The following is a 25,130-nucleotide window of genomic DNA, read 5'->3' as shown; positions in this document are numbered from 1 at the left end:
TTGGAGGGGTAATGGAAGTTCAACGTGCACTTCTTATCGTCGATGTTCAGCCCACCTTCTGCGAAGGTGGCGCCCTAGGAGTTGAAGGGGGCAATGCAGTTGCGGAACGCATTGCTGATTTCGTCACCGAGCACGCCGATGATTACGAATATATTGTTACCACTCAAGACTGGCATATCAACCCAGGCGGGCATTTTTCTGATACTCCAGATTTTGTTGATTCTTGGCCACCACATGGCGTTGCCGGGACTGCAGAAGCTGAGTTACATGATGCCATTGCCGCTTTGCCTTTTGACGATTCAGTTAAAAAAGGCGAACTTACCGCGGCATATTCTGGATTTGAGGGCAAAAATCCTGATGGTGAGCCGCTGGAGGTTCTTTTGCGTGAACACGAAATTTCCGCTGTTGACATTGTTGGTATCGCAGAATCTCATTGCGTAAAAGATACAGCGTTAGATGCGGTACGTTCTGGGTTTACGACGCGAGTTTTTTCGGATCTCACGGTGCCAGTATCAGAAGATCTTGGGCTCGCTGCGCGCAAGGAGATGGACGAAGCTGGCGTGGAACAGCTTTCTTCTTCGGAGGCGTTCGGTTTCTATGAAGACGATGACGACGACGTTCCGCTCCTCGCTGATGAATGGAAACAGGTTCGCTCACATGCCGACGACGAGTGGGCCGGAGATTCATCAACCGATTGGGATGAAGATACGTGGAATGACACGGACGGCGACGGCATCCCTGATGATCTTGAAGACGACGAATATGGCGCCGCTGACTACCGCGATTTCGAACTTCCGGATTCCAACAATGGCGGAGTGATCCGTGAGGCCCCTGTCTATGACGATTTTGCGGATGAAGACGGGTCTGAATTCAATGAAACGGATCGATTCGATGCTCTCGAGTCGCGACTATCTACCGACGAAGATATCCCCGATTTTGGATTGGACGACTTCGACATTGATATCGATGACGATATTGATTTCTCCGATGAAGTTGATGAATCTGATTTCGATTTCTCAGATATCGATTACAAGCCTGGGCTATAAAAGCTGAAGCAGCTACAGTGGTGGGCGCGACGTCGTCGTGCCCACCCCGCTTTAGTTAGCGTCTTGTTACCACCTATTAAGAATTCTTCGCCGGAATTTTACGTAACGTCCACGGCCACCAGACGATCCGGCCAGCATCGTAGACGACACCAGGGATCAGCAACGATCGAACGATGAAAGTGTCGATGATAATTCCCAGTGAAACGATAATCGCTAGTTGCAACATGAACAGGAGCGGGACGACGCCTAGAGCGGCGAATGTCGATGCTAGGACGATTCCTGCTGAGGTAATAACGCCACCAGTAACACCGATCGCCCGAATAATTCCGGTACGAGTTCCATCCTTGAGCGACTCTTCCCGGGCGCGCGACATAAGGAAAATCGTGTAGTCAATACCCAGCGCGATGAGGAAGACGAACGCATACAACGGCACAGAGGCATCTGCGCCAGGAAACTCTAAGATTCGGTTAAAGACGATAGCGCAGATACCCAGCGTAGCTCCGAACGAAATCACATTTGCAACAACAACAAGAAGCGGAGCAACAACGGATCGAAGAAGTATCATGAGCAAAATTGCGATAACACCCAAAACAACCGGGACGATCTTCAAGAAATCGCGGTGCGCAGTTTCTTGAGTATCCAGCGATTGTGCAGCTGGTCCGCCTACAAGTGCGTGAGCTTCCAACGGCTCGAGCTTTTTGCGGATGTCTCGCACAACGCTTTGGGCCGCTTTATCCTCGGCTGACATTTCAGTAGTCACATTCAGCAATACCCGACCATCAACAACAAGCGGATCATAAACGACGGCAGGCGCACTTGGCCGCTTCTCAGCCGTTCCCGCGGGAGGACCTCCTGCTGGCCGGCCTTGGGCACTAGCGTTGTTTTGTTTTTCTTCATCCATCTGGGCAACGACTGCTTTAACGCCAGGGAGATCTTTAATAACCTTGCGCGCCAACCGGGCCCGGTTCTCATCAACGATAATAGTTGTAGGTTGCGCTGAACCGGCAGAAAATTCCTTTTGCAGGATCTTGAAACCAGTTACTGCTTGGGAAGGCTTCGTAAACTGCTCGATGGCTGATGTTCCGGACGCTCTAAACGAAAACGCAAATCCAGAAAACACCAAAAGAATGGCTAAGGTTGCAACCCAGACAACCCGGTAGCGGCGGGCAACGAATGAACCGATTCGCTGCCAGACCCCATGAGTTTGAGCCTCGTCCACACTGGAATGATGCGGTATTTTTGCTGGCCAAAACATGATACGCGCATGTTTACCAGGTATGAGCAAAATCCCGGGAAGCAACGTTAACGCAGCGAGCATCGCGAAAACGATCCCAATCGATGCGATTGGGCCAAGGGACGAGGTTGAAGACAAATCTGAAATAAGAAGGGTCAGCAACCCCGCAATCACGGTACCACCAGAAGCTACAATCGGCTCCCAAGATCCTTTAATTGCGCGAACCAAAGCTTCAGTCGGGTGTTCAACCACAGTCAGTTCTTCACGGTAGCGCGCAATAAGCAGCAAACAGTAATCAGTGGTAGCACCAATAACAAGAATTGCGAGGATACCTTGTGTCTGCCCATTAAGATCGAGCCATCCTGCCATCGCTATCTGGAATACAACCAGCACGGCGGCACAGAGTGCAGCTACCGATGTTAATAAGACGGCAATAGGAATAAGGAACGATCGGTAAACAACGATCAAGATGACAAACACTAAAACAACAGCCACTAGCAGTAGTGTTAAGTCAATCCCTGCAAAAGCTCCACCTAAATCGGCAGATAGCCCAGCCGGCCCAGAAACATAAACGGCTAAGTCCGCGGGCTCAATTCCGCGGTCTGCCAAAAGCGATGTCAGATTCTGTTGTATCGAATCAACGGCAACATTGAGAATCTTCTTATCATCAGCATCTCGCTCATTAACCAGATCCTGATCAAGATTCAAGGGAAGTAAAACAGCGGTCATATCCTCATTAGGTATGACCGGAATTGGGCCTTGCGCAAGATCACTAACCGTCAGGCCCTCAGTGACCTGGACGTCTGGTAATTCTTTGGCAATTGCGCCGAGAATGCCGATACTAGCTCCTGGAATCTTTTCACCATCGGGGTTAGCCACCACAACAAGTGCCGGAATCGTCGAATCATCGCGAAACTTTTCCGCTTCTTCGCCAGCTAAAGTCGATTCAGCTGAGGCCGGCAAAAAGAACGACGGATCTGACTCTGCCACCGTCGAAATCTTTCCCTGAGCCATGCCGCCAAAAGCGAACGCAACCAGCCATAAGATAAGCAACCCAATCCGTAGTGGCAGTGCCTTTCGCAATCGCAAAAAGTCCGTTGCAGAATCCACACTAATACGCGTCTGGCGCGCTGGCGCTTCTGATGTTCCCTGATGCTTCCCCATGTGAATCCTCCATCGCTAGATACCATTCACCCTAGCGCGTTTTTCAATACACCATCACTTGAAATCGTCTCTATGACGCTATGTTCACTGACCGATTAATCGACAGTGAGGGCCACCACAGCTTGATAAACCTTGTTCTTTCGCAACCCGTGGCGTTGTGCAACATAACCAGCCGCATCTTTTAGCCGTACACCCAGCTCAACCAGCTCATGAACATCATCGATAGCTTGCTGTTCCACGCCACCATCTCCACTAGCCGACCGCGAATAGCCTTCTACAACAATAGAAATTTCGCCCTTAACATCGCAGTCATGAGCCCAGGCTGCTAAATCAGCAATCATCCCTCGCTGTACTTCTTCAAACGTCTTCGTTAATTCGCGCGCCACGGCAGCGCGCCTATTCGGACCGAACTCCGCCGCCATATCCGCCAAAGTCTCTGCTAATCGACGCGGCGATTCAAAAAATATCAACGTTCGCTCGTCATACTTCAGCTTGCCAAACAGCTGCCTGCGCTCACCAGATTTACGTGACGGAAAACCTTCAAAGGCGAACCGATCTGACGCTAAACCAGAAATCGCTAATGCCGTCAGAACTGCAGACGGCCCAGGAATAACCGTGAGCCCAACACCTTCTTCGGCCGCCAAAGCCGCTAGCCGATAACCCGGATCAGATACCGACGGCATCCCCGCGTCAGAGACCATCACGATCGTCTTACCAGCTTGCGCGGCAGCGATCAGCTCCGGAGCTTTCTGGATTTCATTGTGATCATGGTAGGCAATAACCGGCGCATGAATTTCTAGCCCCAATCGTCCAGCCAGATTGAGTAATCGGCGAGTATCTTCAGCCGCGATTATGTCTGCAGCTTCTAATGCATTGCGCAATCGCGGCGACGCATCCCCATCATTCCCCAACGGCGTCCCAGCCAAAATAATCATCCGTTACCCCTCAAAGATCACTAATATGCATTAACTACCGCTGGCATGTACGAACCATCGTTCAAACAGTGAACACTTTTGTTACAAACCACTAACCAGCAATGTCAATTGCCCATCCATAAAACCATACTACTCGAGTCCTCCCACACTATTTCACAGCCATATTCTCTTAACATCGAGACAAATCAGTATCTGGGCAGTAGAGTGATAACAAACACAACCAAATTGCTCGTGAAGCGCGATTAAGGAGCACCCATGTCCGATATAAAACTCGTCTTCCACGTCAACGAAAACAATCGTTGGCCCTTTACAATCCGATCAGTAGACAACTTCCTTCTCCACTCCGGCATTGAAGGAACGAATGTCACCGTCGTCGCCAACGGCGAAGCTGTTCGATCGTTCTCCCAACTCGACGTCGAACCACACCGTATGTCACGCATCCGCGAACTAGCCGAAAAAGGCGTCCAATTCTTAGTGTGCAACACCGGGCTCGAACAACGCCAAGTTAACAAAGATATGGTCCCCGAATTCTGCACCATCGTGCCTGCTGGAATAGTCGAAATCGCACGCCTACAAACCGAAGGTTACGGCTACGTCAAAGCCTAAAACCTATATGACATCTGTCATGCTCAACCGCTGACATCCATGACTTCCGCGCCACCCACGCCACGCGGAACAATACAAGCATGGGAAACCTCAGCATACAGAACGTGCGGAAAACCTATCGCACACCCACCTGCAACGTTACCGCCGTCGACGGCGTCACCGCCACCATCCCGGCCGGACAAATCCTCGCCATCCTAGGCCCCAACGGCGCCGGGAAAACCACACTACTGGACATGATCCTCGGCCTGAACGATCCAACCTCCGGGACTATCACGATAGATGGACTCAGCCCACACGCCGCAATCCGCGCTGGCAACGTCTCTGCCCTCCTGCAAACCGGCGGTCTACTGGCAACCATGAGCGTCCACGAAACCCTCACCTATATTGCCGCCGCCTACCGCGTCACAAAAAACATCACCCGCGAGCGCATCACCGACGTCGTCAACCAAACACAACTCACCCCGCTGCTGAACCGAAAAATCGGCAAACTATCTGGCGGCGAACAACAACGAGTCAAATTCGCACTCGCACTTCTGCCTGACCCATCACTCCTCATCCTGGACGAACCCACCACCGGAATGGACGTCAACGCACGGCACGAATTTTGGGATGCCATGCGCACGCAAACCAGCCACGGCAGAACAATCATCTTCGCCACCCACTATCTACAGGAAGCTGAAAATTTCGCCGACCGCATCATCCTCATGAACCGGGGACGCATCATCGCCGATGGACCCACCAACCAGATCCGCGCCATCGCCGGCGTCCGCCACCTCAAAGCCAGCATTGCGAATGTTTCCCGAGCAGAAACGGCACGGCTCCAGGCCGCATTCAGCGCCACCGTGGCAGATAACATCCTGACCTGTGCAACAGCCAACTCCGATAGCCTCGCCCGTGAACTCCTTCATGCCGGAGCTAGCAACCTCGAAATCGTCCCGTCCTCCCTCGACGACGCCTTCGCATCCCTTATTGCCGCCGACGCCCAACCGAAAGAAAACTGACATGAACGCAACACTCATTCGCTCCGACGTCCTCCGTTTTCTCCGCGCGCCCGAAGCCCTGTTCTTCACCATCGGCTTGCCAATCCTCATGTACATCATCTTCGGCGGAACTGCCGAATACGGCGAAATGCCCATCGGGCACGGCAACATCAACATGGCAGTCCTCATTAATATGAGCATCTACGCCGTTGCACAAGCTGCTGTTGGCTACACCGGTACGGCCGCAGTTGACCGGCTCCAAGGCTGGGGCCGACAACTCGCACTCACTCCGCTGACCTCCGGAAACATTATCGTTAATCGAATATTGTCGGCATTCTTGATCTCAACCATCACGTTCACTTCGCTCCTCATCGTAGGGATTCCAATGGGAGCCCAGCTTCCGACGCTTCGACTCCTAGCAGTCTGGGGTATCAGCTATCTGAGCGTTTTACTCTTCGCGTGTTACGGGCTTGCCGTTGCCTACTCATTTAAGGCCGAAACCGCTGTCAGCATTTCATCTGGCCTGCTGGTGCTCTTTTCGTTTGCTGGAAATCTCTTCGCACCGCTGTCTGGCACACTGCTGTCGGTTGCTCGATTCACCCCGATGTGGGGAGTTGGCGAACTAGCACGCTATCCCCTCACCGATGGGCAGATGTATGACGCCAACGGAGCGCTCTACAGCACCCCGCTCTGGTATGCCTTGGCAAATATTGTTGCGTGGCTGGCTATTTTCAGCGTGTTTGCCCTCTTAGCAGCCCGACGAAACCAGGAACGCTAGGCCGCTACCAAACCAAGCGTCCCCCAAACCCGGCAATAGCGCAAACCTCGCTCATATACGCCTAGGTTTGCGCTATTGCCGAGATTCCCTGACACCCCACAACGATAGAATACGCATATGACTTCTCGCCGCGAATACGCCATGGGCCTGTTTATGGCTCTTATCTGGCTAGTTTTCCTTGTTTTCCCGATCCATTTCATTAGCATCGGCCCATATTCAGCTACGATTCGCATCATCGGCTACGCGCTCACTGCCGTATTCGCCCTCCTCAATTCCACCACCTGGTTTTTGGCATACGCCCAGCGCATGAAGAACCATCTACTCTGGCTCTATATCGTTTCATTCACCATTCTTTTTGCCATCACAATAACGATGCTGGCTCTTTTTGCAGTCGCTGGTTTTTCGTTTTTCCCGTATCTAGCATCTCTGACTGGGATGTTTGTTCCGCTACTCCCCGGTGCAATTATCATGGTTGTCCTCGCCGCAATCATAGAGGTTGCTGGCTGGCTACTCGGCACCGCTGGTGACGCTCATGCTCTCCTCATGGTGTCACTTGGCGTGTTCGCTATGACTGCTGGCTCAAGGTTTTTCGATCGGGCCTCCCAGGAAAAACAAATCGCGGTAGCCCACGAAGCAATATCGGCTGAGCGTAGCCGAGTTGCCCGCGATGTGCATGACGTGGTGGGACATTCACTCACGATCATTTCGCTTAAGTCACAGCTGGCGTTGCGATTGCTCGATTCTGATCCGGAGCGGGCGCGCGCAGAGCTCACCGAGATCTCGGACTTGACTCGCGCCGCGATTACTGAGGTACGCACAACGGTCTCTGGTCTGCGCATGCAGTTGCTTTCGGACGAGCTGCGCAACGCTATCCGGGTGCTCGAAGATGCCCATATTTCAGTGTCAGTTGTGGGGTCAGCGGAGGATGTCGATCCGCGATTCCGTTTTGTTTTTTCGTGGGTTGTACGTGAAGCGGCAACAAACATTTTGCGTCATGCTCATGCCAGTCACGTAAGATGTGAAATGACGTCAACCAGCATTTCGATTATCGACGACGGCGTAGGCATCACTCAGCCTGCCGGAAACGGTTTGACGGGATTGAGTGAGAGGATCACCGAGGTAGGTGGCCGGCTCGATGTGGTAGCCGCTGATCCTGGGACACGGATAACAGCAGTCATGGATGTGAGGACAAAACAATGATTCGAGTGCTGATTGCTGACGATCAGGCGCTGGTTCGTGGCGCGCTGAGTGCTCTGCTCAATCTGGAAGACGATATTGAGGTGGTGTGTGAGGTCGGCCGGGGTGATGAGGTTATGACGGCGGTTCGTACTCACCGGCCAGATGTGGCATTGATAGATATTGAGATGCCCGGACGGGATGGGATTGCAGTCACCCAGGAGCTCGCAGAGTCGCAGCTACCCACCCGGGTGCTGATCGTGACGACGTTCGGCCGGCCAGGCTATGTCCATCGAGCGCTGGCAGCTGGCGCCTATGGGTTTGTGGTGAAGGATACCCCCGCACAAGAGTTAGCTCAAGCGATTCGCCAAGTTCATGCGGGAAATCGAGTGGTTGACCCGGTGCTGGCTACACAGTCGCTGTTTGAAGGAGTCAATCCGCTCACCGAACGCGAGCAAGAGATTTTGCGAGTTGCCGCCAATGGTGCGACTATCGCCGAGATCGCACGGCACGTTTATCTCTCCGAAGGCACGGTTCGTAACCATCTATCGGCGGCGATCGGAAAGACTGGAGCGGAGACTCGTGCCCAGGCAGCAGTGATTGCGCGCGAGCGCGGCTGGTTATAGTTTGTGCCCACGTACGATGGTGAAACGGCTATCGCGGGCCAGCTGGACGACGTCGGTAAACAGCTGCCCGATGCGGAGCCGGTAGCGCAGGTGCGAGTTGTACACAACGTAGATGGCGCCACCAGGTTTTAGTACGCGCTGGGCCGCGGCCAATAGTTCGTCCACGAGGGTGTCGTCGATAGAGAATCCGTCGTGGAATGGCGGGTTGAGGAGGACGGCGTCGACGTCGTTTTCGGCAATGCTTCGCGCCGAGGTGTCCCAGGTGACGGTTGTGCGCTCGCGGTATGGGACGAGTGTGAGCTGGGTTGACGTTACGGCATCGGCTGAAATATCGGTGGCAATAATGGTGGTTGCCGGATTGTGTTGGGCAACCAGATAACTCACGGCCCCGTTTCCGCAGCCGAAATCAAGAATCGTGCGAGGCGGTGTTGCCCAGTCGGCGATGGCAGTGGTGGCAAGCAATTGTCCACCGTGGTCTGCTTGGCTGCCAGCAAATGTAGCACCGATGGCATAGAGGTGACCGGCGTGGTGTGGTTGGGGCTCAGGCAGGTTTGGAAGTGGTTTAGTGGCGCAGAGGGCTCGGAATTTTCCTGATCCGCGGCTGGCGTGCTCGGTCGCATAGTACGTTGCTAGGATCTGGTTTTGGGCTCGAGTCATGTGCTTGGTGTTGTGTGCGCCGACGAATGCTCCGACTCCGGCGCGCGCAGTGCAGTGCGCAAGATAGTCAAGATGTGTGCGTGACTTTGGTAGTCGAGTGACGACGACGCCGTGGCTGGCTTCCGGCTCAACGGTGCTTTGCAGGAAAGCGTTGAGTTCTAGCGGCCCATCGATTCCTCGGGCGCAGAGCTTTTGGCGTTGCCCATTACGGGTAGCGTAGTCACATGCATCGTGTACCTGAGAATGTGAATCGCTGAGCACAGTGACTGTGGAAGCATTGTCGAGCAGGTGAGCAAGTAGCGAGCCAGTCGGATCATCGACGACATAGGCCGGTTGGTCTGGTTGCCAGCCAGTTTCATACGCCTGCGCGATGATGAGTTGGTCTAGTCTATTCACGGTTTTACCTTCGGTTAGGCTCAAATACTATCGCTCTATCAATGCTATCCCTATTCGTGTAGTGTCTGAATATGGGAACTAAATATAATATCACGTCCATCATTCTGTTTACTGGCCTTTTGTTAGGGACGTCACCGCCCGCTTTTGCCGCCAACAACGTCGAGGTAGGCTTTACCACCACTCTTGCTGAACTTAAAGCTGCAGTTAGCGATCCAGCCACCCAATCAGTCACGTTTACTGCCGATAACTCATTTAATGGTGGCTTAGTTATTGATCATCCGATGACGTTCACGATCAACGATGGTGTTGACGTAACATTTGATGGTTCTAATGTTGCCGATAAGACCGGTCTAGATATCACATCGGAATTTACCTTAATTAATAACGGCAATCTGATTATCGAACACTTCGCTGGCTATGGCATGAAGATTAACCAGAAGGTGCCTGGCCAAGAGGTAACTGTGCGCGGGGATGGCGCTGATGGAAGCTCAATCCATATCGGTCCCACTCGTGGTTATGGCATCAATGGCCAGCTGATTCGAGGACCGTTCACGGTTAGTGACACATCACTGACTGTCTCGCCCGGACCAGATACTGCCGAAGGCCCAATCATTTTTGCTCGGAATGGCGGAGCAGATACGCAAGCCAGCGCAACTTTTAACAATTCGACGGTCACTATTGACCACAGTAGTAAGACGTCCGTGTGGCGAGCAGCTTTTTACTCTGAACGCCCGATTGTTTTCCGGAACTCTATCGTTCATTCCACGACGGTACGCAATTACAACATGTCGTTTGTTGCGGGAGCTGCGGTAGATTTCTCTGATTCACTGGTTACACTGGTAACGACTCCCGACGCTGTTTCAAGTGGTTTCTTCGCGAAACCATTTGTATCTATCAATACTGCGAACAATTCAGTTGGGATTACGAATAGCACGATTACCAGTGAGATCGCCGTAGCGGGCACTCACCAGGCTTTCCAATTTCAGGACGCTACATACACCATTGATAGCAGTACCGTCATCGGCGATTCACTCGGCGTTGATTACAAGCAAAAAGTCGGCTCGCACCTGACCATCGTTGGTGATTCCAGAGTTGATATCCCCGGAACGAGCATGCCAAATAGCAAAATTGCCACTGTGATTGACGGCGGAACTGTCGTTCTTCCAGCGGGTGCAGTTGCCAAGAATTCTCTTGGACAAGACTTGCACGAGTTCATTTCTGGGGCCGATTCGACGTCGGTCAACGTTAATTGCGGAACTCTTCAATATACTTATCCAGTCACTCACACGTCAGCCGATCAGCATAAGCACGTATGGGCGCCCGCAGTTAATGTGGACTATTACACCAGCACAACAGATCCAGATTATACCGAACATCGGTTGTTGATCGCCGGTACCTCAATCGTAGAGCCACTCAACGAAGCTGAATTCTTCACGAGTCCCGAGGTTCCTGCTGGATTAACCGGAAAATTTGTTGCTTTTGATCCTGAGTCAATGCCAGGTACAGAATTCACTCCCGATTCGACGGTGTGCACAGACACTAAGGTGACATTCAACTTAAGCGCGTTGCCGATTACTCCAATCCCGGATGTGGCCACGACAGATCTCACCGTTCATGTTGGTGACACAGTTCCAGCAACTGATGGGCTGGTTGATCTGCCAGCCGGCGCTCGGGCAGAAATTATTACTCCGGCACAAACATCTGCAGCCGGAAACACAACCCAAACCGTCAAAATCACATTTGGCGACGGCTCAACACGTATCAAAGTCATCAATGTGAACGTTATTGACCAGCCAGCACCCACCGATCCCATTGTAATCGAAACACCCATGCCGTCAGAGTCTTCATCTGTTTTAGCAAAAACCGGATTTTCGTTGGGATTTACTGGGCTAGTGTCAGGAATTCTGCTCGCCTCAGGAGCCGGCATCATGCTCGTCGCCAAACGGCGCAGGAGGGTGTGACCCCAGTTATTGTGGCGATGCGTGAACACACATTTTTGCCGCAAATAACTATCCAACGAGAAATTGTGCGCTCGGCGTTGTACGGTTGTTCAAGGATCAGATCACACATCGAAGCATAGGAGCTATTGTGACCACCACTAATACCACCCGCGAATGGGAACTGTGGGACGCTGAAGAGTTAGCTGCCCAACTAGACGATTTCACTATTCCAACGCCGGAAGAACGGGCGGCCGTACAACCTGGAGACATCGTCAAACTGGTATTCGGTCTAGTGAATCCTGAAGGTGAAGTTGCTGCTGAACGTATGTGGGTCATCGTCGACGGCCAAGACGCTGCTGGTTATGTCGGCACGTTGGACACTGATCCAGAATTTATTTCGTCCCTAGAAGCAGGCGACGAGATTCAGTTCAGCTCAGACCACATCATTGAGATCTTTGACGAAGAAGCCTACCAAGCTGGTAGCGGCGGCTGCGGCGGAAACTGCAACTGCAGTTGTGGTAAGTAAAAACTGATATTACTTCGTAATTACCCGGTATAGTGCGGCAGCGCATTGTGCCGGGTATTGCGTATCTTCATGGGAAAGCTCAGTAATGTCAGCCGGCTTAACAATCTGAGTCTTGCGCAGCACAGCAAGAAATGGCTTTTTCCGCTCCGTGAATCGTTGCCGCATGGATACCTTCCAGCGCGGTTTAATAGCAATAAGCCCTTCAACCCGGTGTGCGTAACGCTCATTAAATGCAGCTAACGCGATTGCACTAGAACCAGAGCTTATGAGAATTATTCGTTCGTCAGATACGCTCATCGCATCACGGTCAATAATTGAGCACAGTTCGTCTACGGTGTGGCACTGCCGCAGATCTGGCGCAGCTATCGCCCATGCCGGTGGTAAATAGTCAGCAACTTCCCGCCAGTCAAAGGGTGACTGACCAGGCGAATGAAGAAATACTAGGGTTGTCACAGTTACGCCCGACGACGTGACAGCAACGCATCTAGCGTAGAACCGCCGCCGAGAACATCGCGACGCAATTCTTCATTTCCAGTCATCTCTGGAGCATCATGAGCATCTGGCAACGATTCATCACCCAACCGCTCATTGAGCTTAGTTGGGCGGAATGGCACGTTAGTAGCCACTACTGTTTCAGCCTTAAACGGTGCAACAGACTTCAGTGTGTACGACGGTGTGGCTGGTACTGCCAACGCAGCCGTTCGGGCATCAAGTTCTTCCCGCGAAAGCTTCCGAACTGGAACACTAGTCTGGGATTCGGCAGTAGCAGCGTTCTCTTGTTTCGCACTTATATTCTCCGGAACCGTTACTTCAACAGCTTTATGCTCTGCCAGCTTAGTAGCCTGTGACATGCTAACTTGTCCCCGCAGGACCTTATTAGCATGAGCGATACGTTTGGCATCGGCGTCGTCGGCTTTCACCATCTCGTTGATGACGTAACCGAACAATGCCCCGTACGCACCTGTCACAACCGTGGAAACGATAGCAACACCTGAGGGAAAGCTAGTAAGCGCAACAACACCCCACGCTCCTAACGTCGCAACAACGAGGACTAACCCAATCATCATTCCACGCATCTGATTCGCATGGCGGGTAGCCATCCGAGCGCGGGCGCGTGACCGATCACGAGCCGCGTTACGCAACTGTTCACTCGTCATTGCTGGTGTCATGATTCGCTCCGTTAGAAAAATTTTGCCGTGAGCATCTGAAGACTGACTCGACATGAGGGTACGCCGATCGATCAATCGCAAATCTTCTGCAAAACGTTCATCAATCGGCGCATCTCCAAGTACTTGCCGCTGGCGTAGCACATGAGGCACGAGATAGATGAGCAGAAAGACTGCGACGATCGCTAAACCGAAGCCTCCGAAACCCATGTCTCCACGGTAGTAAAACCCCGCCAGAAAGCGGATATTTACGGGTGGCGTGTTGCCTGATCATGCCGAAATATCCGACATGAGTCACACCAGTACCACAGATGTTAGCGATCCAACACCTCACACACCAACTCGTCGCCTACCGAGACGACGCGCTGAGTTTCCGGAACGATCGCCAAGCAGTTTGCCGCGGATAATGCAGTTAGTAAAGGACGTCGCGGATCGCCAGTTGGCTCCACCTGATATCCTTCCCGCGGATTACCTAAAACGCGGGCGCGAACAAATTCACGCTGGCCGTCCGGAGACTCCCAGCCGCGGATGACCTTGGCCTTTACGGCTTGGCGATGAATCTGGGAATGGCCAGCCATCTTTCGCAGCGACGGACGAATAAAGACCTCAAAATTGGTAATCGCCGCTACCGGATTTCCGGGCAGACAGTAGACAACTGTATTGCCAATCCGCCCCACACCCAGCTGACGTCCGGGCGACATTGCCACATTATCAAACCGCACATCACCTAACTGATGCATAACGTCTTTGACCGTGTCGCCACCGCCGTAGGACAATCCGCCGGTCGTAATGATGATGTCCGCGCGAACCAGTTGGTCTTCGATCATATCGCGCAACTGCCGCGCGTCGTCAGGCACCGAACCCACTCGGAAAATATCCCCGCCAGCATCAGTAACTGCTGATGCTAACGCATGGGAGTTAGCATCAAACACTCGACCACGACGTGCACTCGTTCCTGGCTCTTGCAGCTCATCGCCAACCGACATGATAACTACTCTCGGCCGCGGATGGACCATGACTCGAGAATGACCAGCAGAAGCTAACATCGCAACCTGCCGCGAGCCGATACGCACACCAGCTTCGAGAATAATTGTGCCGGCGCTAAGATCCTCTGCCTGCAGTCGCACATTGGCTCCAGCTTCTACGGTGGCACGAATTTCCACCTCGGCGCGACCCTGATTAGTCATCTCGATAGGAACAACGGCATCGCTGTCATGCGGCATCGGCGCACCAGACGAAATACGGACACATGCACCCTTCACAATGCTCTGTCCATCAGTTGCATCTGCACGAATCTCGCTGATAACTGGCAGTGTCACTGGGTTTGTTGCACTTGCTCCAAAGACATCTACCGCACGGACTGCGTATCCGTCTCTGCCGGCTAGATTAGTGGCCGGTACGTCCACGAGCGAGCGCACGTTATCTGCCAATATTGTGCCGACGGAATCGTGAAGCGTTACAGTAAACGCCGGCAGTGGCGTGGCAATCGCTAAACAATCGGCAAGATGATCTGCAACAGACTTCATTTTCTTTCCTTCATGTAGGGTCTGGTTCTAGTTTATCCGCTTCTCGCTTAAGGGTGAGTATGAATTGCATTTTTCGTGAAACAATGGAGGTATGAATTCAGCGTTGACATTACCTGACACTGTTGGCATGGATGTTGAGGAAGCTAAACAGGCTATCCGTGCCGTTATTCGGGATAGGCGTAAGGCTAAGGCACATCTTTTTTCTGATGAATGGGTAGAATCTGCATTGGCTTTTACCCATGGTTTTAGCACCGTCGCATGCTATGTTTCGTTGGAAACTGAGCCTCCTACTGCTGCAGTTTTGGACGCGTTGGCAGATTCTGGGAAAAAGATTTTGTTACCAAAACTTGGGCCGGGCCTCACTCGTGCTTGGGCTGAGTATCGTGGCCGTGACGACTTGGAGTTGTTGGCTCCTGGCCGACCACCAGAACCGTCTGGTGACGCGTATTCGAACGATATTTTGACCTCTGTTGACGCAATGATCATTCCAGGTTTGGCGCTTTCTCACGCGGGACAACGGATGGGTCAAGGCGGCGGTTGGTATGATCGCGCGCTAAAAACTCCGCAGATAACTCATCGGATTGCGCAAATGATTTTTCCGTGGGAATTTGTGGATCGGTCTTTGCCACAAGATGACTTGGATGTGTTGATTCCATTCGCTTTGCTTCCAGAAGGCTGGGTTACAACTGAAGCAGCCACTACTATCTAAGCACTATTTTTCCACATTTTTCTTCGTCACCAGTTTTTCCACAGATTTTGTTATGGCTGACGACGACGGAGCTTTGCTTGTCACACTAGTTCTATGACTACTGTTGTTAGACCCCAGCGAATCCGGGCAAAAATGTGGCAATGGCGTTGGGTTGGGTTCTTTGCGCTTTGTGCTGTTGTCATCCAACAAATACTGGCACTTGTAGCTGCATCGCAGCCCGCAGAGTACCAGATCGTTGCCGCACGTAACTCGTTTCCCGCTGGCTACGAACTCACCAATGACGATATTGAGCTGATACCCATACACGCTGTCTTGCCGGGAATGAGCACAGACACAGCAGAGATCGTAGGCCATCATCTTCTTGTTCCTGTCAACGCAGGCGAGGCAATCGGGCCGAATCAAGTGCTATCGCCACAAACTATTGAACAGGCAGCGCCAGGATTTGTCATTGCCCCGGTTGTGTTAGCTGATACCGGCGGGTTGGCCATGCTCCATACCGGTAACTATGTGGATCTATTTGCTCCAGTGCCGGATTCTTTCTCAGACAGTCCTCAAGATGCTCAATTAGTGGCTCGTCATATTCGAGTTGCCGGGATAGCGCAAAACTCTGGCGAAAAGAGTTTCCTTCATAACGTGCCTGACACCATGAATTTCTTCCTCGAAATTCCAGATTCAACTATTAAAGTTGTTCTAGGTACCGGATCTCGTGCTCCACTTATTGCAGTTCTTTCTGGTGCTTCACAATAAAACGCCTATATCTATTCACAACCGCAAAGGATTTTCCGTGCTCAAAGGTTTTAAAGAGTTCATTAACAAAGGCAATGTAATCGATCTGGCTGTGGCAGTTATTATCGGTGCTGCTTTCGCTCCAGTCATCTCATCCTTGACTGAAAAGATTATTATGCCGCTGATTTCAGCAATTTTTGGTCAACCTAAGTTTGACGATCTTGGCGAATTCCATATCGGAAACACCGCCATCCAGCCTGGTTTCTTTATCACTGCAGTAGTCAACTTTCTGATCGTCTCGGCAGTAATCTACTTCTGTGTTGTCCTACCAATGAACGCTTTTAAAAAGCGTAAGAAGCAAGAAGAAGCACCAACGCCAATTCCAGAAAATGTTGCGTTACTAACCGAGATCCGTGATCTGTTAGCACAGCGCTGATCACCACATAGTAAATGGTAGGGCGAGCTAATAGCTCGCCCTACCATTTACTATGTATTAGATTTTCCCAAAATGTGGCGGAATATTGTTAATCAATTCACGCTCATGCGGTGACAGATTCACTGGTTTTGGAGGTTCGATAGCAGACTTCCGCGATAACACGGGGCCTGCATCCGAAATATGCAAAGCTTGCTCGGCATATTCAATTTCACCTCGTTCTAAACGTTGCGCATCAACACGCGATAACCGTACAACACGACGCCCATGTGTCTTACTCATCACTAGCTACTCCAACGCGACGCACAATATTGGCTAAAACGCGATCGATCTGGCTACCACGCCGTAACGCTAACTCGTTACGAAGCTCGGTGACAAATTCTTCGGTGGTACGTTTAATCTCGTCCGAAGCAATCCACATCAGTAGCTCTTCAAGCTCGTTATCTGTATATCCAGCTAGCTGTAATCCCGGAATAACAGTTGGACGAACAGATCGCTTCTTTGGTTCTGCGCGGGGAACTTCATGTTCTACTTCTACAGCTGGATCTCCCCATTCGTTGACGTCTGGAACTGCTAAATCAGTGTCTGGATCATCTTGATTCAGCACCGATCGAACGAGGTCAATGATCTTCTCAGCTTGACCCTGCGGATCAACGAAAAGTGACGTGGAGAACGTCTGGTAGACTTCCCATCCACAATATTTCAACGTGTCGATCCGGTAGCGGTCACGCCGGCGCAGTGATGCTTGGCGTGCATATGCTACATCGTCATAAACAACGGCTACTGCCCATTGACCCGGAATATCTGGGTGCCCCACGATGAGCGGGATACTCCAGTCACCGTGGCCAACATTAGCTCGCGTAACAAAGCCCGCATTCTCGATCCGCCGAGCTAAATCTGAAAGTAACGGTGCTATCTCGCCAACAGAATCTGGAACAGTACTATCTGCAACGTACCCGCCAGCTTCAGCCAAAAGCTGTGCAAGCAGTCGCGGCCCCGGCGTCGAAACCCGCTTCAACGAAATATCTCCCGGCGCAAGTGAGGAAATAATAGTCATCGATCCACGCGCAGCCTCAATAGCATCGATCATGCCGGTTAGGCCTAACGGAGTTGATAATGCTCCGAAAGAATGTAGCACTCGGCCGTGGACCGTCTTTCCATAGCCTACGGACAAAATCACGTGATCACGACGCACACTCGCCGCCGAGAAAATATCAACAACGACAAACGGTTCACCTTTGTTACCGGCATACAAAGCTGACAGTTCCTTGGACTCGGTTCCCAAATGACGCAAAGCTTCGCGAATCCGATGAGCATGTGCCGGCGATACTGTGACAACCGCTAACGATTCATCTGGTCTACTCATAGCATGAGCCAACACAGCATCAACTACTGCATCAACTTCCACTTTTGGCGCTTCTACTGCACCATCTGCAGACGAACTTGGCACTCCTCGTCCATCGACCACGACTAGTTGTGATTGTTTAGCTGATGCAACTGATGGTATCTGTGGTAGGACGTCGTCGTAACCATGGGCACGCAGTGCTCGTAGTGATAGTCCATCGAGTCGCGCACGGTTTGTTGGTAACTCTCGTACTGGAAGCACACCAGACAACGCTCGCAACGCACCATTTTCGTGTTCCACAATATGTGCTCGACGAACATCTCCCAAAACGACCATTTGCCGGCCACGGGTGACAGTCGAAGCAACCGATGCAACGGTCGCGTTATCTGAAACGTCCATCATAACGACGTCTACCCACGGCATCGGCGGAATAAATTCGGCAGCAATAGTGGCCGGAACAATCCACACTGGACGAGCAACTTGAACTAGCCGCTGATATGTTGCAATCACATCGCGCAACACTGATATTCCGTGGCGTGCCAGAAGTGCATCAAGTTTCAGCGTATCGTTTTTGCGGTCAATCATTAGTGCTCGCGCATTATTGACTACGGCCAGCTTCACTGGACCGGCCAAAGACTCACAATGCGCCGCATCGAGCTCTTGGAACGAAGCTAATAAATCCGCAAGATCTTGCGGCCCAAGATGAGCAAGCAAAGACGACGTAACGATTAACTGCTCAAAAATAGAGGACCAGTATGCAAGGTCAAACTCAGCATCGATATGCTCGACTAGAACTTCGCGCTCCAGCATATCGTCCACGAACCGTCCCAACCCACGCTCACGCAAATCATTCAAAGCCGCATTGCGCTTGGGGAGAACTTCCATGTGCGGACCATCAGCAACTAATTCAGCAATCCTACGTTGCAACTGGTCAAACGGCATCTCTACAAAGTTCATATTGCCCAGATGGTCAGAGAGGAAAGTCAGATCATCCATCAACTGTACGCTCGTGGCCTGCATATGTGCCAAGCCCTGTGGTAACTGTGGCCAGCCACCTTCTGCAGTGTAACGTCGCCAAGTTTCCCGACGCTCTTGGACTAAGGAAAGTTCAGCATGTAGATCTTTGACGATGGCTCCCGGGCGAACCAGATCCTGCGCTTGTTTCTTGAACCGACGGCGTTCCCCACCGCGCATAGTATGCCCATTACTATCACGCCATTCACGCGAAGCAGTAGCAATAACCATGTCCATCGGAGAGGTTTCAAAAATCTGTGGAACGAAGATATCCAATGACTGCGCAATGCCGTCGAGTACGTCAATTTGTTCCAGCCACTGGGCAAGGTTAGATGCTTGCTTCAGACCTGTCTCACCCGCTGCCCGCGACGACTGGCTCACGACAGTAGGAACCGTTTCTTCATGTAACCGCTGAGCTGCTTCAAGCGCTTTTTGCCCCATGGCTGGATCAGCAATATCAGTGGAGGTCCATGCACACTGCGCTACTGATGGGTCAAAAGCGTGATGCTGACCCGCTTGTTCTAGCGCGTGGCGAACAGCCGTTAAACCTTCACCAGCAAAACTGTTTAGTGTTTCGCTGTCAAAGCGGACCCGTGTTAAGGGGGCTTGTGTACCTTCTGTAGACGCCGCTAACTTTTCGAGCAAGTCATAAACTGATACGCCCCAGCGTGGGCTTACGTCGTGTAGTTCCCGCATGAAAGTTTCGAGAGTTGAGCGGACTCGCATCAGCTCAGTACGCTGCGACAGAGTTTCATCAAGTGGTAGTTCTGGACGCTCAACTCGCATTCCAGTACGGAGCCGCATCGGGATGGCTTCGACGTCTGAAAAATCAGCAACGAGATCACCTAAACCGTGTTGTTCAAGTTGGCTGACGACGTCGGCCGCGCTCGAAGCTCGCGAAGGCACGATGATCAAGGAGCGTCCTGATGCAACTGTATCCGCAGCAATAGCTGACATTGTTGCAGAACGCTGAGACCCTGGCGGGCAATCCACCACTAACGAACGACCGGAGGCAACTGCCTCAACAACCTCTAATTCGGCAACATCAAGATCGCCCACGCCACGTTCTTGATCAGGATTCCGATCGTGCGGATTTCCTGCTGGCAATGGCTGGGAAGATTCATCACGCGATTCTTGGTCGCCAGCCAACGCCAACATAACCGGAGAGGTCCGAACATAGGGCTCCATCGCTTCCAGATCTGCCAGCATCATTCGTTCCGGTTGGAAAAAAGACCCCAAAACGACTCGTGACTCGTAAGAGAAGCCCGGCAAATAAATACGACCCAGCTCATTTAACCGAGTGATCAGGACATCAACGGAACCATCTTCCGTTGCCAGCTGACGCAGTGCTGCCAATTCCTCCGCAGCTGCACCATGATTACGAAGCGCACGGATGACCACTGGGTTAATCTCAACTGCGGTGACAAGTTGTATGAGTGCTTCTTTTTGTGACGGGAAAAAGAGCCGCACTGGACGGAACAAAGCGACTTCAGTTATTGTTTGCGCTTCTCGAATGTGCGAATCATCTTGGTCAATCGTCTCTGCCACTGACTCTAACAGAGCATCCGGAGAGAGCTTGAGCTCGCCGGTCACATCATAATGCACAATGGGTGAATCAGTGCGAGACGGTTCAGGTAGTTCCGTCCACGTCATCGAGCCAACAGCTAAACTGGCCGGAGCATGCCCATATGTTTGCGCCGTATCATCAAGATCTTCACGAAGTCGCGCAAGCTGAACCTTTGCCTGCGCAAGTGAGCGTTCTTCTCTGATTAACGACGACAGCCGAGTAGCTTGGTAACCATAAAATTGGACCGACGCCGTCGGGTGAATCTGGGTTAAATCAATACGCCCTGGAGCACGCTCAGCTTCTCGCTTGTCCGCCGCGGACGCGCGTTGAGTCAGTTCCTGATGCCAGTCTTCAAACGCCACATTCATAATCTGTTCTCGCGACGCAACCATTTCTGGTCGACGCTGCGGGACATCGGGAGTTGGTTCATCGTCGGCTTTAGTAGTCGCTTCGGTACTGGGTGATTCAACAGCGATTTCAGGCGTTAGCGCATCATCCTTGTGCTCCGGAGTTGTGTCCTTATTACGTTTAAAAAAACTCACGTTTCTCACCTATTCGCTGTTTCAGAGTTCTCATTCACCAGCTCAACGAGCCAATGTTGCCTTATGCGCATCGCAATAGACAGGATGCGCACCGCATGATTCGCAGGTCACCAATCGGGCTCGACATGATGGCTCGTCGCAGTTATGCAACTGCCCAGTCGGCTGACCACATGAATGACAAGAACCAATGACGTCCACTTCGCCACCGGGAAAATCCATCACCTCGCGATTGTCAAAAACCGTTAGCGATCCTTTCCAGCGACCAGTATTTCCGAACTTTTCTCCGTACCGTACAATTCCGCCGTCAAGCTGCATTACTTTGTCGAAACCACGATTCTTCATCAGCGCGGTCAAAACTTCGCACCGGATACCACCAGTGCAGTATGCCAAAATCGGCTTGTCTTTCAGGTCATCATATTCACCTGATTCAAGAATTGAAATAAAATCGTGCGTAGTAGTGGTTGGCGGTACAACTGCTCCATCAAATCGCCCAATTTGCGCTTCGATCGCGTTACGTCCATCAAAGAAAACAAGATCCGGGTTCTCCGCGATAATCTGCTCGACTTCGTCAGGCTTCACATGGCGTCCACCGCCGACGATGCCGTTTTCATCAACTTTGAGTTCTTCCGGGGCACCAAACGCTACAATTTCTTTACGGACTTTAACAGATAGCCGAGGAAAATCTGTCGCGTATCCCTCAGCGTCAGTTCCTAAACCCTCCGATATTTTCCATTCAATATCAGCAAATCCGGGGTATTGTTTCATTCGCTTGACATAGGCTTTACACGCATCGATCGTGCCCCCTACAGTAGCGTTAATTCCGTGTTCAGAGATAAGGATACGGCCACGAAGTTTCAACCGTTCACACATGTCCCACTGCCACATCTTCATTGCAATTGGGTCTGTAATCGGCGTGAATTTATAAAAGAGTAAAACTCGAGACAGTGCCACAATATTCTCCTTGTTCTGATTGCTTCCAGATGAAATCTGGCACGAAATTCGCGTGCCCCCGATAGGAATTGAACCTACGACACCGGCTTTAGGAGAGCCGTGCTCTATCCACTGAGCTACGAGGGCATAGTACACCGATGAATGGAGTACTTATCTAGTGTAACTGAAAGTCTCCACACAATGAACCGCACCACTCGGGTGCGGTTCATCTATGAGACTAGAACAACGTTAACTTTATTTAACCTGTGGTCCCTGATCATCACCAGGGCGCACCCGGCGCGGAACTACCATTGTTGGGCACGACGCTGTTGACAGCACGCTTTGCGATGTCGACCCTAAAAGCAAGCCCGCGAAACCGCCACGCCCGCGGGTGCCGAGCACAAGCAGATCAACCTTGTGTGAGAATTCTGTCAAGATTTGTGCTGGATTTCCTTCAACAGTATGAACTTCGACGTCGATCTCACGACCTTCGTCCACTTCCGCAAGCTGGGTACGCACCGATTCTGCAACTTCTTCTAAGAAACCAGACCGGAATGTGTCTGCCGGGATCCATGTTGCAGCTGCAGTATTAACTGTTGCCACAATCGACAGGTGAGCATGCCATCGATCAGCTTCCCAAACGGCGCGTTGCAATGCGGTTTTGGCATGATCAGAGCCATCAACGCCAACTACTATATGCTTAATCGGTAGATCATCTTCAGTGTGGTCTGCTGGTACGACAACAGTTGGGCAGTATGCGTTTGACGGCACTGCCGAGGACACAGTTCGCAATAAACGATCAGCGAGCGAATTAGAGGTCTCCTCGCGACCACCCACCACGATTAGCGCGACTTTCTTAGACATTCCCACGAGAATTTCGGTAGGATCACCAAATTCTAGGGACCAAGTTACTTCCACGCCTTGATTTTCAACACTAGCAGCGATTTCTTTTATCATTTTTTCGGCTGCACTGTATAAGAATCCCGAATCTCCGGCAGGAATTCTGGCACCGCTCGTCGGCATAAGTTCTGGTGCATAGCTTGGCAGCTCATACGCACAAACTAGGTGCAAGCGAGCACTTCTAGCCCGGGCTTGGGCATGCGCCCATCTCAATGCACTTCGCGATGCCGGTGACCCATCGATTCCAACAACGACAATGTTTTCATGTGACATGGCAACCTCCTTTGGTTTCTTCCATTATCGCACGTTTCAATGCCATATGGTTGATGTCACATTCGAAAATAGCAACATAGGGAGAAGCCATGTGGCCTCTCCCTATGTCAGAAAGATATATATCAGCGACCTATACGAATAAATGTTGGGTTACCGTAAAGTGGCGATTCAGAGGTACCTAAAGCTGGCGTGTGAGCCGCAATATGCATACCGTTTCCACTATAAATACCAACATGTCCCGGCCAGTACACAATGTCACCTGGCTGAGCATCGGCAGCTGAGACAATAGTTCCAGCTGCTAACTGAGCACCTGCAGTCCGTGGGATAGTAACACCTGCTTGACGATATACCCATGAAGTAAAACCAGAGCAGTCCCAACCAGCTGGTGTAGTACCGCCCCAAACATAAGGCGTGCCAGTGTATGCCCGCGCAATGGAAACAATATCTCCTGAAGCAATTGCTGGTGCAACCGATCTGGTAGCAACTGCTGGGGTAACGGTCGCCTTTGCTGGTGCTTGAGTCTCAACTACAGGGGCCTCAGTCGCTTCAACAACATCCGCACCAAGATCAACTTCTGCCGAAACTGCATCGATTGACCACTCGCTAGCTTCTTCCTCACTCAAAACAACGCTCTGAACCTCGACAGAATCACTAGTAGATGCTGCAGTAACGCGACCAAGCGATACGGAAGCATTAGCTACACCCTGAACTGTTTTATTGACGTCATTCTGCGGAGACGCCATAGCGACTGGGATACCAGCGCCAGCAATAACACCCAGCGCCCCGGCTAGAGCCAAACCACGCACAGCGTTCGGATTTTTCACATCTACTGGCGTTGCGATCGAATGTCGTCCCATTGCTTACTATCTCCATTTATGTCTTGACTCAGGCAACCAGATCAAATCCGGTCAGCCCTTAGGCACAAGAAAGAGACTACAACGTTTATAACAATTAGGCAACAATTTGACACACATCTATAACAATTCCGCATTTTTCTCTTGCATAAGAATTTCTTTTTCATTGATTTACCGCAGAAAACTACCTGCTAGTGATTCATATTACAGCTTGTTATAGATTGTTATTTTTCGTTATAAAGCGAGACATAAACATGCTGGGCAAGATCATCCGGCACCGCCACCTGCACGTCACCAAGGTCAAAGATAATCGATCCATCAACTGTAACAATTCCTTGAGCACCAGGGACGACGCCCAATTCTTGAAGATCCGCCAATCCCTGTTCATCTACCTGAACAACTTCAGCAATTCGCTGTATCCGCACTCGACGCCCCGCTGTGCTCGGATTATTCAACGCCATAAGCCCATCATCACAGCCACACCGCATTTCTTCCGGCTTCGGCTCATCACTCGGCATTGGATTACCGAATGGATCATGTTTCGGCTCACCGAGCAATTCATTAATACGATCCGCTGCCCGATCAGAAATCGCATGCTCCCAGCGGCACGCTTCATTGTGTACCTGGGACCACGGCATCTTCACAACATCTAATAACAGCACTTCTGCCAAGCGATGCCGACGCAATACCGCAGCAGCTCTCTCATACCCTGCAGGGGTGAACGATATTTCACGCTTGCCATTCATCCGAATTAAGCCGTCACGTTCCAAACGCGCGACAGTTTCGGACACGGTTGGCCCTGATTGTCCCAACCGTTCAACGATACGCGCACGAAGGGGAGGGATCCCCTCTTCAACTAATTCATAGATAGTTTTGAGATACATCTCTGTTGTATCCATCAAATCACTCATAGCGCACCCCTTTCACGTTTCATATTACCGACAAGTTCCACCAAAGTTATGATTAAATCTTTTACTATACGAAACCCTTTCCTAAATGATTTTATTCCTTTCTATGCTCCTTATATATAGGCCAAGCAGGCATCCAACCAGTTGGATGCCTGCAGAGCTTTCAGTTGCCA

22 protein-coding genes, 1 tRNA gene and 1 pseudogene are annotated in these 25,130 nt (G+C 51.5%); 11 read left to right on the top strand and 13 right to left on the bottom strand.

Annotated elements, in window-relative coordinates:
• Window positions 1–11: 11 nt before the first annotated feature.
• A pseudogene (locus BLT51_RS09425) lies at window positions 12–590 on the top strand (isochorismatase family protein); the annotation flags it as partial.
• Between the two features lie 532 nt (window positions 591–1,122).
• On the opposite strand, the gene BLT51_RS03455 reads toward BLT51_RS09425, so the two are convergent.
• Window positions 1,123–3,444 (bottom strand): MMPL family transporter, encoded by a 2,322-nt coding sequence (locus BLT51_RS03455; protein ID WP_091279951.1) that lies wholly within the window; start codon window positions 3,442–3,444, stop codon window positions 1,123–1,125.
• A gap of 95 nt (window positions 3,445–3,539) precedes the next feature.
• Entirely contained in the window at window positions 3,540–4,379 is an 840-nt protein-coding gene (rsmI, locus tag BLT51_RS03450) for a 16S rRNA (cytidine(1402)-2'-O)-methyltransferase (protein WP_091279949.1), read from the bottom strand.
• Window positions 4,380–4,634: 255 nt separating this feature from the next.
• Here rsmI and BLT51_RS03445 point away from each other — a divergent pair, with 255 nt between their 5' ends.
• From BLT51_RS03445 to BLT51_RS03425, 5 genes are all read left to right on the top strand, one after another.
• Entirely contained in the window at window positions 4,635–4,985 is a 351-nt protein-coding gene (locus BLT51_RS03445; protein WP_091279946.1) for a DsrE family protein, read from the top strand.
• An 80-nt stretch (window positions 4,986–5,065) separates the two neighbouring features.
• The gene (locus tag BLT51_RS03440; protein ID WP_091279943.1) at window positions 5,066–5,986 is read left to right on the top strand and encodes an ABC transporter ATP-binding protein; all 921 of its coding nucleotides are present in this window, start codon (window positions 5,066–5,068) and stop codon (window positions 5,984–5,986) included.
• 1 nt (window position 5,987) lies between these two features.
• Entirely contained in the window at window positions 5,988–6,743 is a 756-nt protein-coding gene (locus tag BLT51_RS03435) for an ABC transporter permease (RefSeq protein ID WP_091279940.1), read from the top strand.
• Between the two features lie 117 nt (window positions 6,744–6,860).
• Window positions 6,861–7,943, top strand: coding sequence for a sensor histidine kinase (locus tag BLT51_RS03430; protein WP_091279938.1), 1,083 nt, complete (start codon window positions 6,861–6,863; stop codon window positions 7,941–7,943).
• A complete protein-coding gene (locus BLT51_RS03425; protein ID WP_091279935.1) occupies window positions 7,940–8,545 on the top strand; it encodes a response regulator transcription factor in 606 nt (201 codons plus the stop codon). Before BLT51_RS03430 ends, BLT51_RS03425 begins: the two co-directional genes overlap by 4 nt.
• Here the strand turns inward: BLT51_RS03425 and BLT51_RS03420 are convergent.
• Complete coding sequence (locus BLT51_RS03420; RefSeq protein ID WP_091279932.1) at window positions 8,540–9,598, bottom strand: class I SAM-dependent methyltransferase; 1,059 nt, start codon at window positions 9,596–9,598, stop codon at window positions 8,540–8,542. The two genes, BLT51_RS03425 and BLT51_RS03420, sit on opposite strands and share 6 nt — an antisense overlap.
• A 71-nt stretch (window positions 9,599–9,669) precedes the next feature.
• Between BLT51_RS03420 and BLT51_RS03415 the strand changes: the two genes are divergently transcribed.
• Both BLT51_RS03415 and BLT51_RS03410 read left to right on the top strand, forming a co-directional pair.
• Complete coding sequence (locus tag BLT51_RS03415; protein ID WP_091279930.1) at window positions 9,670–11,559, top strand: Rib/alpha-like domain-containing protein; 1,890 nt, start codon at window positions 9,670–9,672, stop codon at window positions 11,557–11,559.
• Between the two features lie 127 nt (window positions 11,560–11,686).
• The gene (locus BLT51_RS03410) at window positions 11,687–12,064 is read left to right on the top strand and encodes a DUF2314 domain-containing protein (RefSeq protein WP_091279927.1); all 378 of its coding nucleotides are present in this window, start codon (window positions 11,687–11,689) and stop codon (window positions 12,062–12,064) included.
• A gap of 9 nt (window positions 12,065–12,073) precedes the next feature.
• Here the strand turns inward: BLT51_RS03410 and BLT51_RS03405 are convergent, their stop codons facing one another.
• The 3 genes from BLT51_RS03405 to BLT51_RS03395 form a co-directional block, all read right to left on the bottom strand.
• Window positions 12,074–12,517 carry an alpha/beta fold hydrolase gene (locus BLT51_RS03405; protein ID WP_091279924.1) on the bottom strand — a complete coding sequence of 148 codons (444 nt, stop codon included), beginning with the start codon at window positions 12,515–12,517 and terminating at the stop codon, window positions 12,074–12,076.
• 2 nt (window positions 12,518–12,519) lie between these two features.
• Window positions 12,520–13,440 (bottom strand): hypothetical protein, encoded by a 921-nt coding sequence (locus BLT51_RS03400; RefSeq protein ID WP_091279921.1) that lies wholly within the window; start codon window positions 13,438–13,440, stop codon window positions 12,520–12,522.
• 104 nt (window positions 13,441–13,544) lie between these two features.
• Window positions 13,545–14,756: a molybdopterin molybdotransferase MoeA gene (locus tag BLT51_RS03395; RefSeq protein ID WP_091279919.1), complete on the bottom strand. Its 1,212-nt coding sequence runs from the start codon at window positions 14,754–14,756 to the stop codon at window positions 13,545–13,547.
• A 91-nt stretch (window positions 14,757–14,847) separates the two neighbouring features.
• On the opposite strand from BLT51_RS03395, the gene BLT51_RS03390 reads away from it, so the two are divergent.
• The 3 genes from BLT51_RS03390 to mscL all read left to right on the top strand — a co-directional run bounded on the left by BLT51_RS03390 (window position 14,848) and on the right by mscL (window position 16,627).
• Window positions 14,848–15,465 carry a 5-formyltetrahydrofolate cyclo-ligase gene (locus BLT51_RS03390; RefSeq protein WP_091279916.1) on the top strand — a complete coding sequence of 206 codons (618 nt, stop codon included), beginning with the start codon at window positions 14,848–14,850 and terminating at the stop codon, window positions 15,463–15,465.
• 93 nt (window positions 15,466–15,558) lie between these two features.
• Window positions 15,559–16,212: an SAF domain-containing protein gene (locus tag BLT51_RS03385; RefSeq protein WP_091279913.1), complete on the top strand. Its 654-nt coding sequence runs from the start codon at window positions 15,559–15,561 to the stop codon at window positions 16,210–16,212.
• A gap of 37 nt (window positions 16,213–16,249) precedes the next feature.
• Complete coding sequence (mscL, locus tag BLT51_RS03380; protein ID WP_091279911.1) at window positions 16,250–16,627, top strand: large conductance mechanosensitive channel protein MscL; 378 nt, start codon at window positions 16,250–16,252, stop codon at window positions 16,625–16,627.
• Between the two features lie 57 nt (window positions 16,628–16,684).
• Here mscL and BLT51_RS03375 read toward each other — a convergent pair whose 3' ends face one another.
• The 7 genes from BLT51_RS03375 to BLT51_RS03345 form a co-directional block, all read right to left on the bottom strand.
• On the bottom strand, window positions 16,685–16,906 hold the full coding sequence (locus tag BLT51_RS03375) for a hypothetical protein (protein ID WP_091279908.1): 222 nt from the start codon (window positions 16,904–16,906) through the stop codon (window positions 16,685–16,687).
• The gene (locus BLT51_RS03370) at window positions 16,899–21,092 is read right to left on the bottom strand and encodes a hypothetical protein (protein WP_091279906.1); all 4,194 of its coding nucleotides are present in this window, start codon (window positions 21,090–21,092) and stop codon (window positions 16,899–16,901) included. The genes BLT51_RS03375 and BLT51_RS03370 overlap by 8 nt, the downstream gene beginning before the upstream one ends.
• A 42-nt stretch (window positions 21,093–21,134) precedes the next feature.
• Window positions 21,135–22,043 carry an oxygen-dependent tRNA uridine(34) hydroxylase TrhO gene (trhO, locus tag BLT51_RS03365; protein WP_157672884.1) on the bottom strand — a complete coding sequence of 303 codons (909 nt, stop codon included), beginning with the start codon at window positions 22,041–22,043 and terminating at the stop codon, window positions 21,135–21,137.
• Between the two features lie 53 nt (window positions 22,044–22,096).
• A tRNA-Arg gene (locus tag BLT51_RS03360) sits at window positions 22,097–22,169 on the bottom strand.
• Window positions 22,170–22,277: 108 nt separating this feature from the next.
• Window positions 22,278–23,195: a universal stress protein gene (locus BLT51_RS03355; protein ID WP_091279901.1), complete on the bottom strand. Its 918-nt coding sequence runs from the start codon at window positions 23,193–23,195 to the stop codon at window positions 22,278–22,280.
• A gap of 122 nt (window positions 23,196–23,317) precedes the next feature.
• The gene (locus BLT51_RS03350) at window positions 23,318–24,052 is read right to left on the bottom strand and encodes a C40 family peptidase (RefSeq protein ID WP_231943979.1); all 735 of its coding nucleotides are present in this window, start codon (window positions 24,050–24,052) and stop codon (window positions 23,318–23,320) included.
• A 221-nt stretch (window positions 24,053–24,273) separates the two neighbouring features.
• A complete protein-coding gene (locus BLT51_RS03345; protein WP_091279899.1) occupies window positions 24,274–24,960 on the bottom strand; it encodes a metal-dependent transcriptional regulator in 687 nt (228 codons plus the stop codon).
• Window positions 24,961–25,130: the final 170 nt, after the last annotated feature.

This window comes from Arcanobacterium phocae (assembly GCF_900105865.1).
GTDB classification, from domain to species: domain Bacteria; phylum Actinomycetota; class Actinomycetes; order Actinomycetales; family Actinomycetaceae; genus Arcanobacterium; species Arcanobacterium phocae.
This window is presented reverse-complemented; position numbering and strand designations above follow the sequence as displayed.

Excerpts from the sequence above, each read along its gene's own strand:
- BLT51_RS03390 (WP_091279916.1), top strand. The coding sequence starts at position 14,848 with ATGAATTCAGCGTTGACATTACCTGACACTGTTGGCATGGATGTTGAG.
- BLT51_RS03440 (WP_091279943.1), top strand. The coding sequence starts at position 5,066 with ATGGGAAACCTCAGCATACAGAACGTGCGGAAAACCTATCGCACACCC.
- BLT51_RS03435 (WP_091279940.1), top strand. The coding sequence starts at position 5,988 with ATGAACGCAACACTCATTCGCTCCGACGTCCTCCGTTTTCTCCGCGCG.
- BLT51_RS03425 (WP_091279935.1), top strand. The coding sequence starts at position 7,940 with ATGATTCGAGTGCTGATTGCTGACGATCAGGCGCTGGTTCGTGGCGCG.
- BLT51_RS03355 (WP_091279901.1), bottom strand. The coding sequence starts at position 23,195 with ATGTCACATGAAAACATTGTCGTTGTTGGAATCGATGGGTCACCGGCA.
- BLT51_RS03345 (WP_091279899.1), bottom strand. The coding sequence starts at position 24,960 with ATGAGTGATTTGATGGATACAACAGAGATGTATCTCAAAACTATCTAT.
- BLT51_RS03445 (WP_091279946.1), top strand. The coding sequence starts at position 4,635 with ATGTCCGATATAAAACTCGTCTTCCACGTCAACGAAAACAATCGTTGG.
- BLT51_RS03350 (WP_231943979.1), bottom strand. The coding sequence starts at position 24,052 with ATGGGACGACATTCGATCGCAACGCCAGTAGATGTGAAAAATCCGAAC.
- BLT51_RS03395 (WP_091279919.1), bottom strand. The coding sequence starts at position 14,756 with ATGAAGTCTGTTGCAGATCATCTTGCCGATTGTTTAGCGATTGCCACG.
- BLT51_RS03400 (WP_091279921.1), bottom strand. The coding sequence starts at position 13,440 with ATGGGTTTCGGAGGCTTCGGTTTAGCGATCGTCGCAGTCTTTCTGCTC.
- BLT51_RS03455 (WP_091279951.1), bottom strand. The coding sequence starts at position 3,444 with ATGGGGAAGCATCAGGGAACATCAGAAGCGCCAGCGCGCCAGACGCGT.
- BLT51_RS03430 (WP_091279938.1), top strand. The coding sequence starts at position 6,861 with ATGACTTCTCGCCGCGAATACGCCATGGGCCTGTTTATGGCTCTTATC.
- BLT51_RS03375 (WP_091279908.1), bottom strand. The coding sequence starts at position 16,906 with ATGAGTAAGACACATGGGCGTCGTGTTGTACGGTTATCGCGTGTTGAT.
- BLT51_RS03415 (WP_091279930.1), top strand. The coding sequence starts at position 9,670 with ATGGGAACTAAATATAATATCACGTCCATCATTCTGTTTACTGGCCTT.
- BLT51_RS03385 (WP_091279913.1), top strand. The coding sequence starts at position 15,559 with ATGACTACTGTTGTTAGACCCCAGCGAATCCGGGCAAAAATGTGGCAA.
- rsmI (WP_091279949.1), bottom strand. The coding sequence starts at position 4,379 with ATGATTATTTTGGCTGGGACGCCGTTGGGGAATGATGGGGATGCGTCG.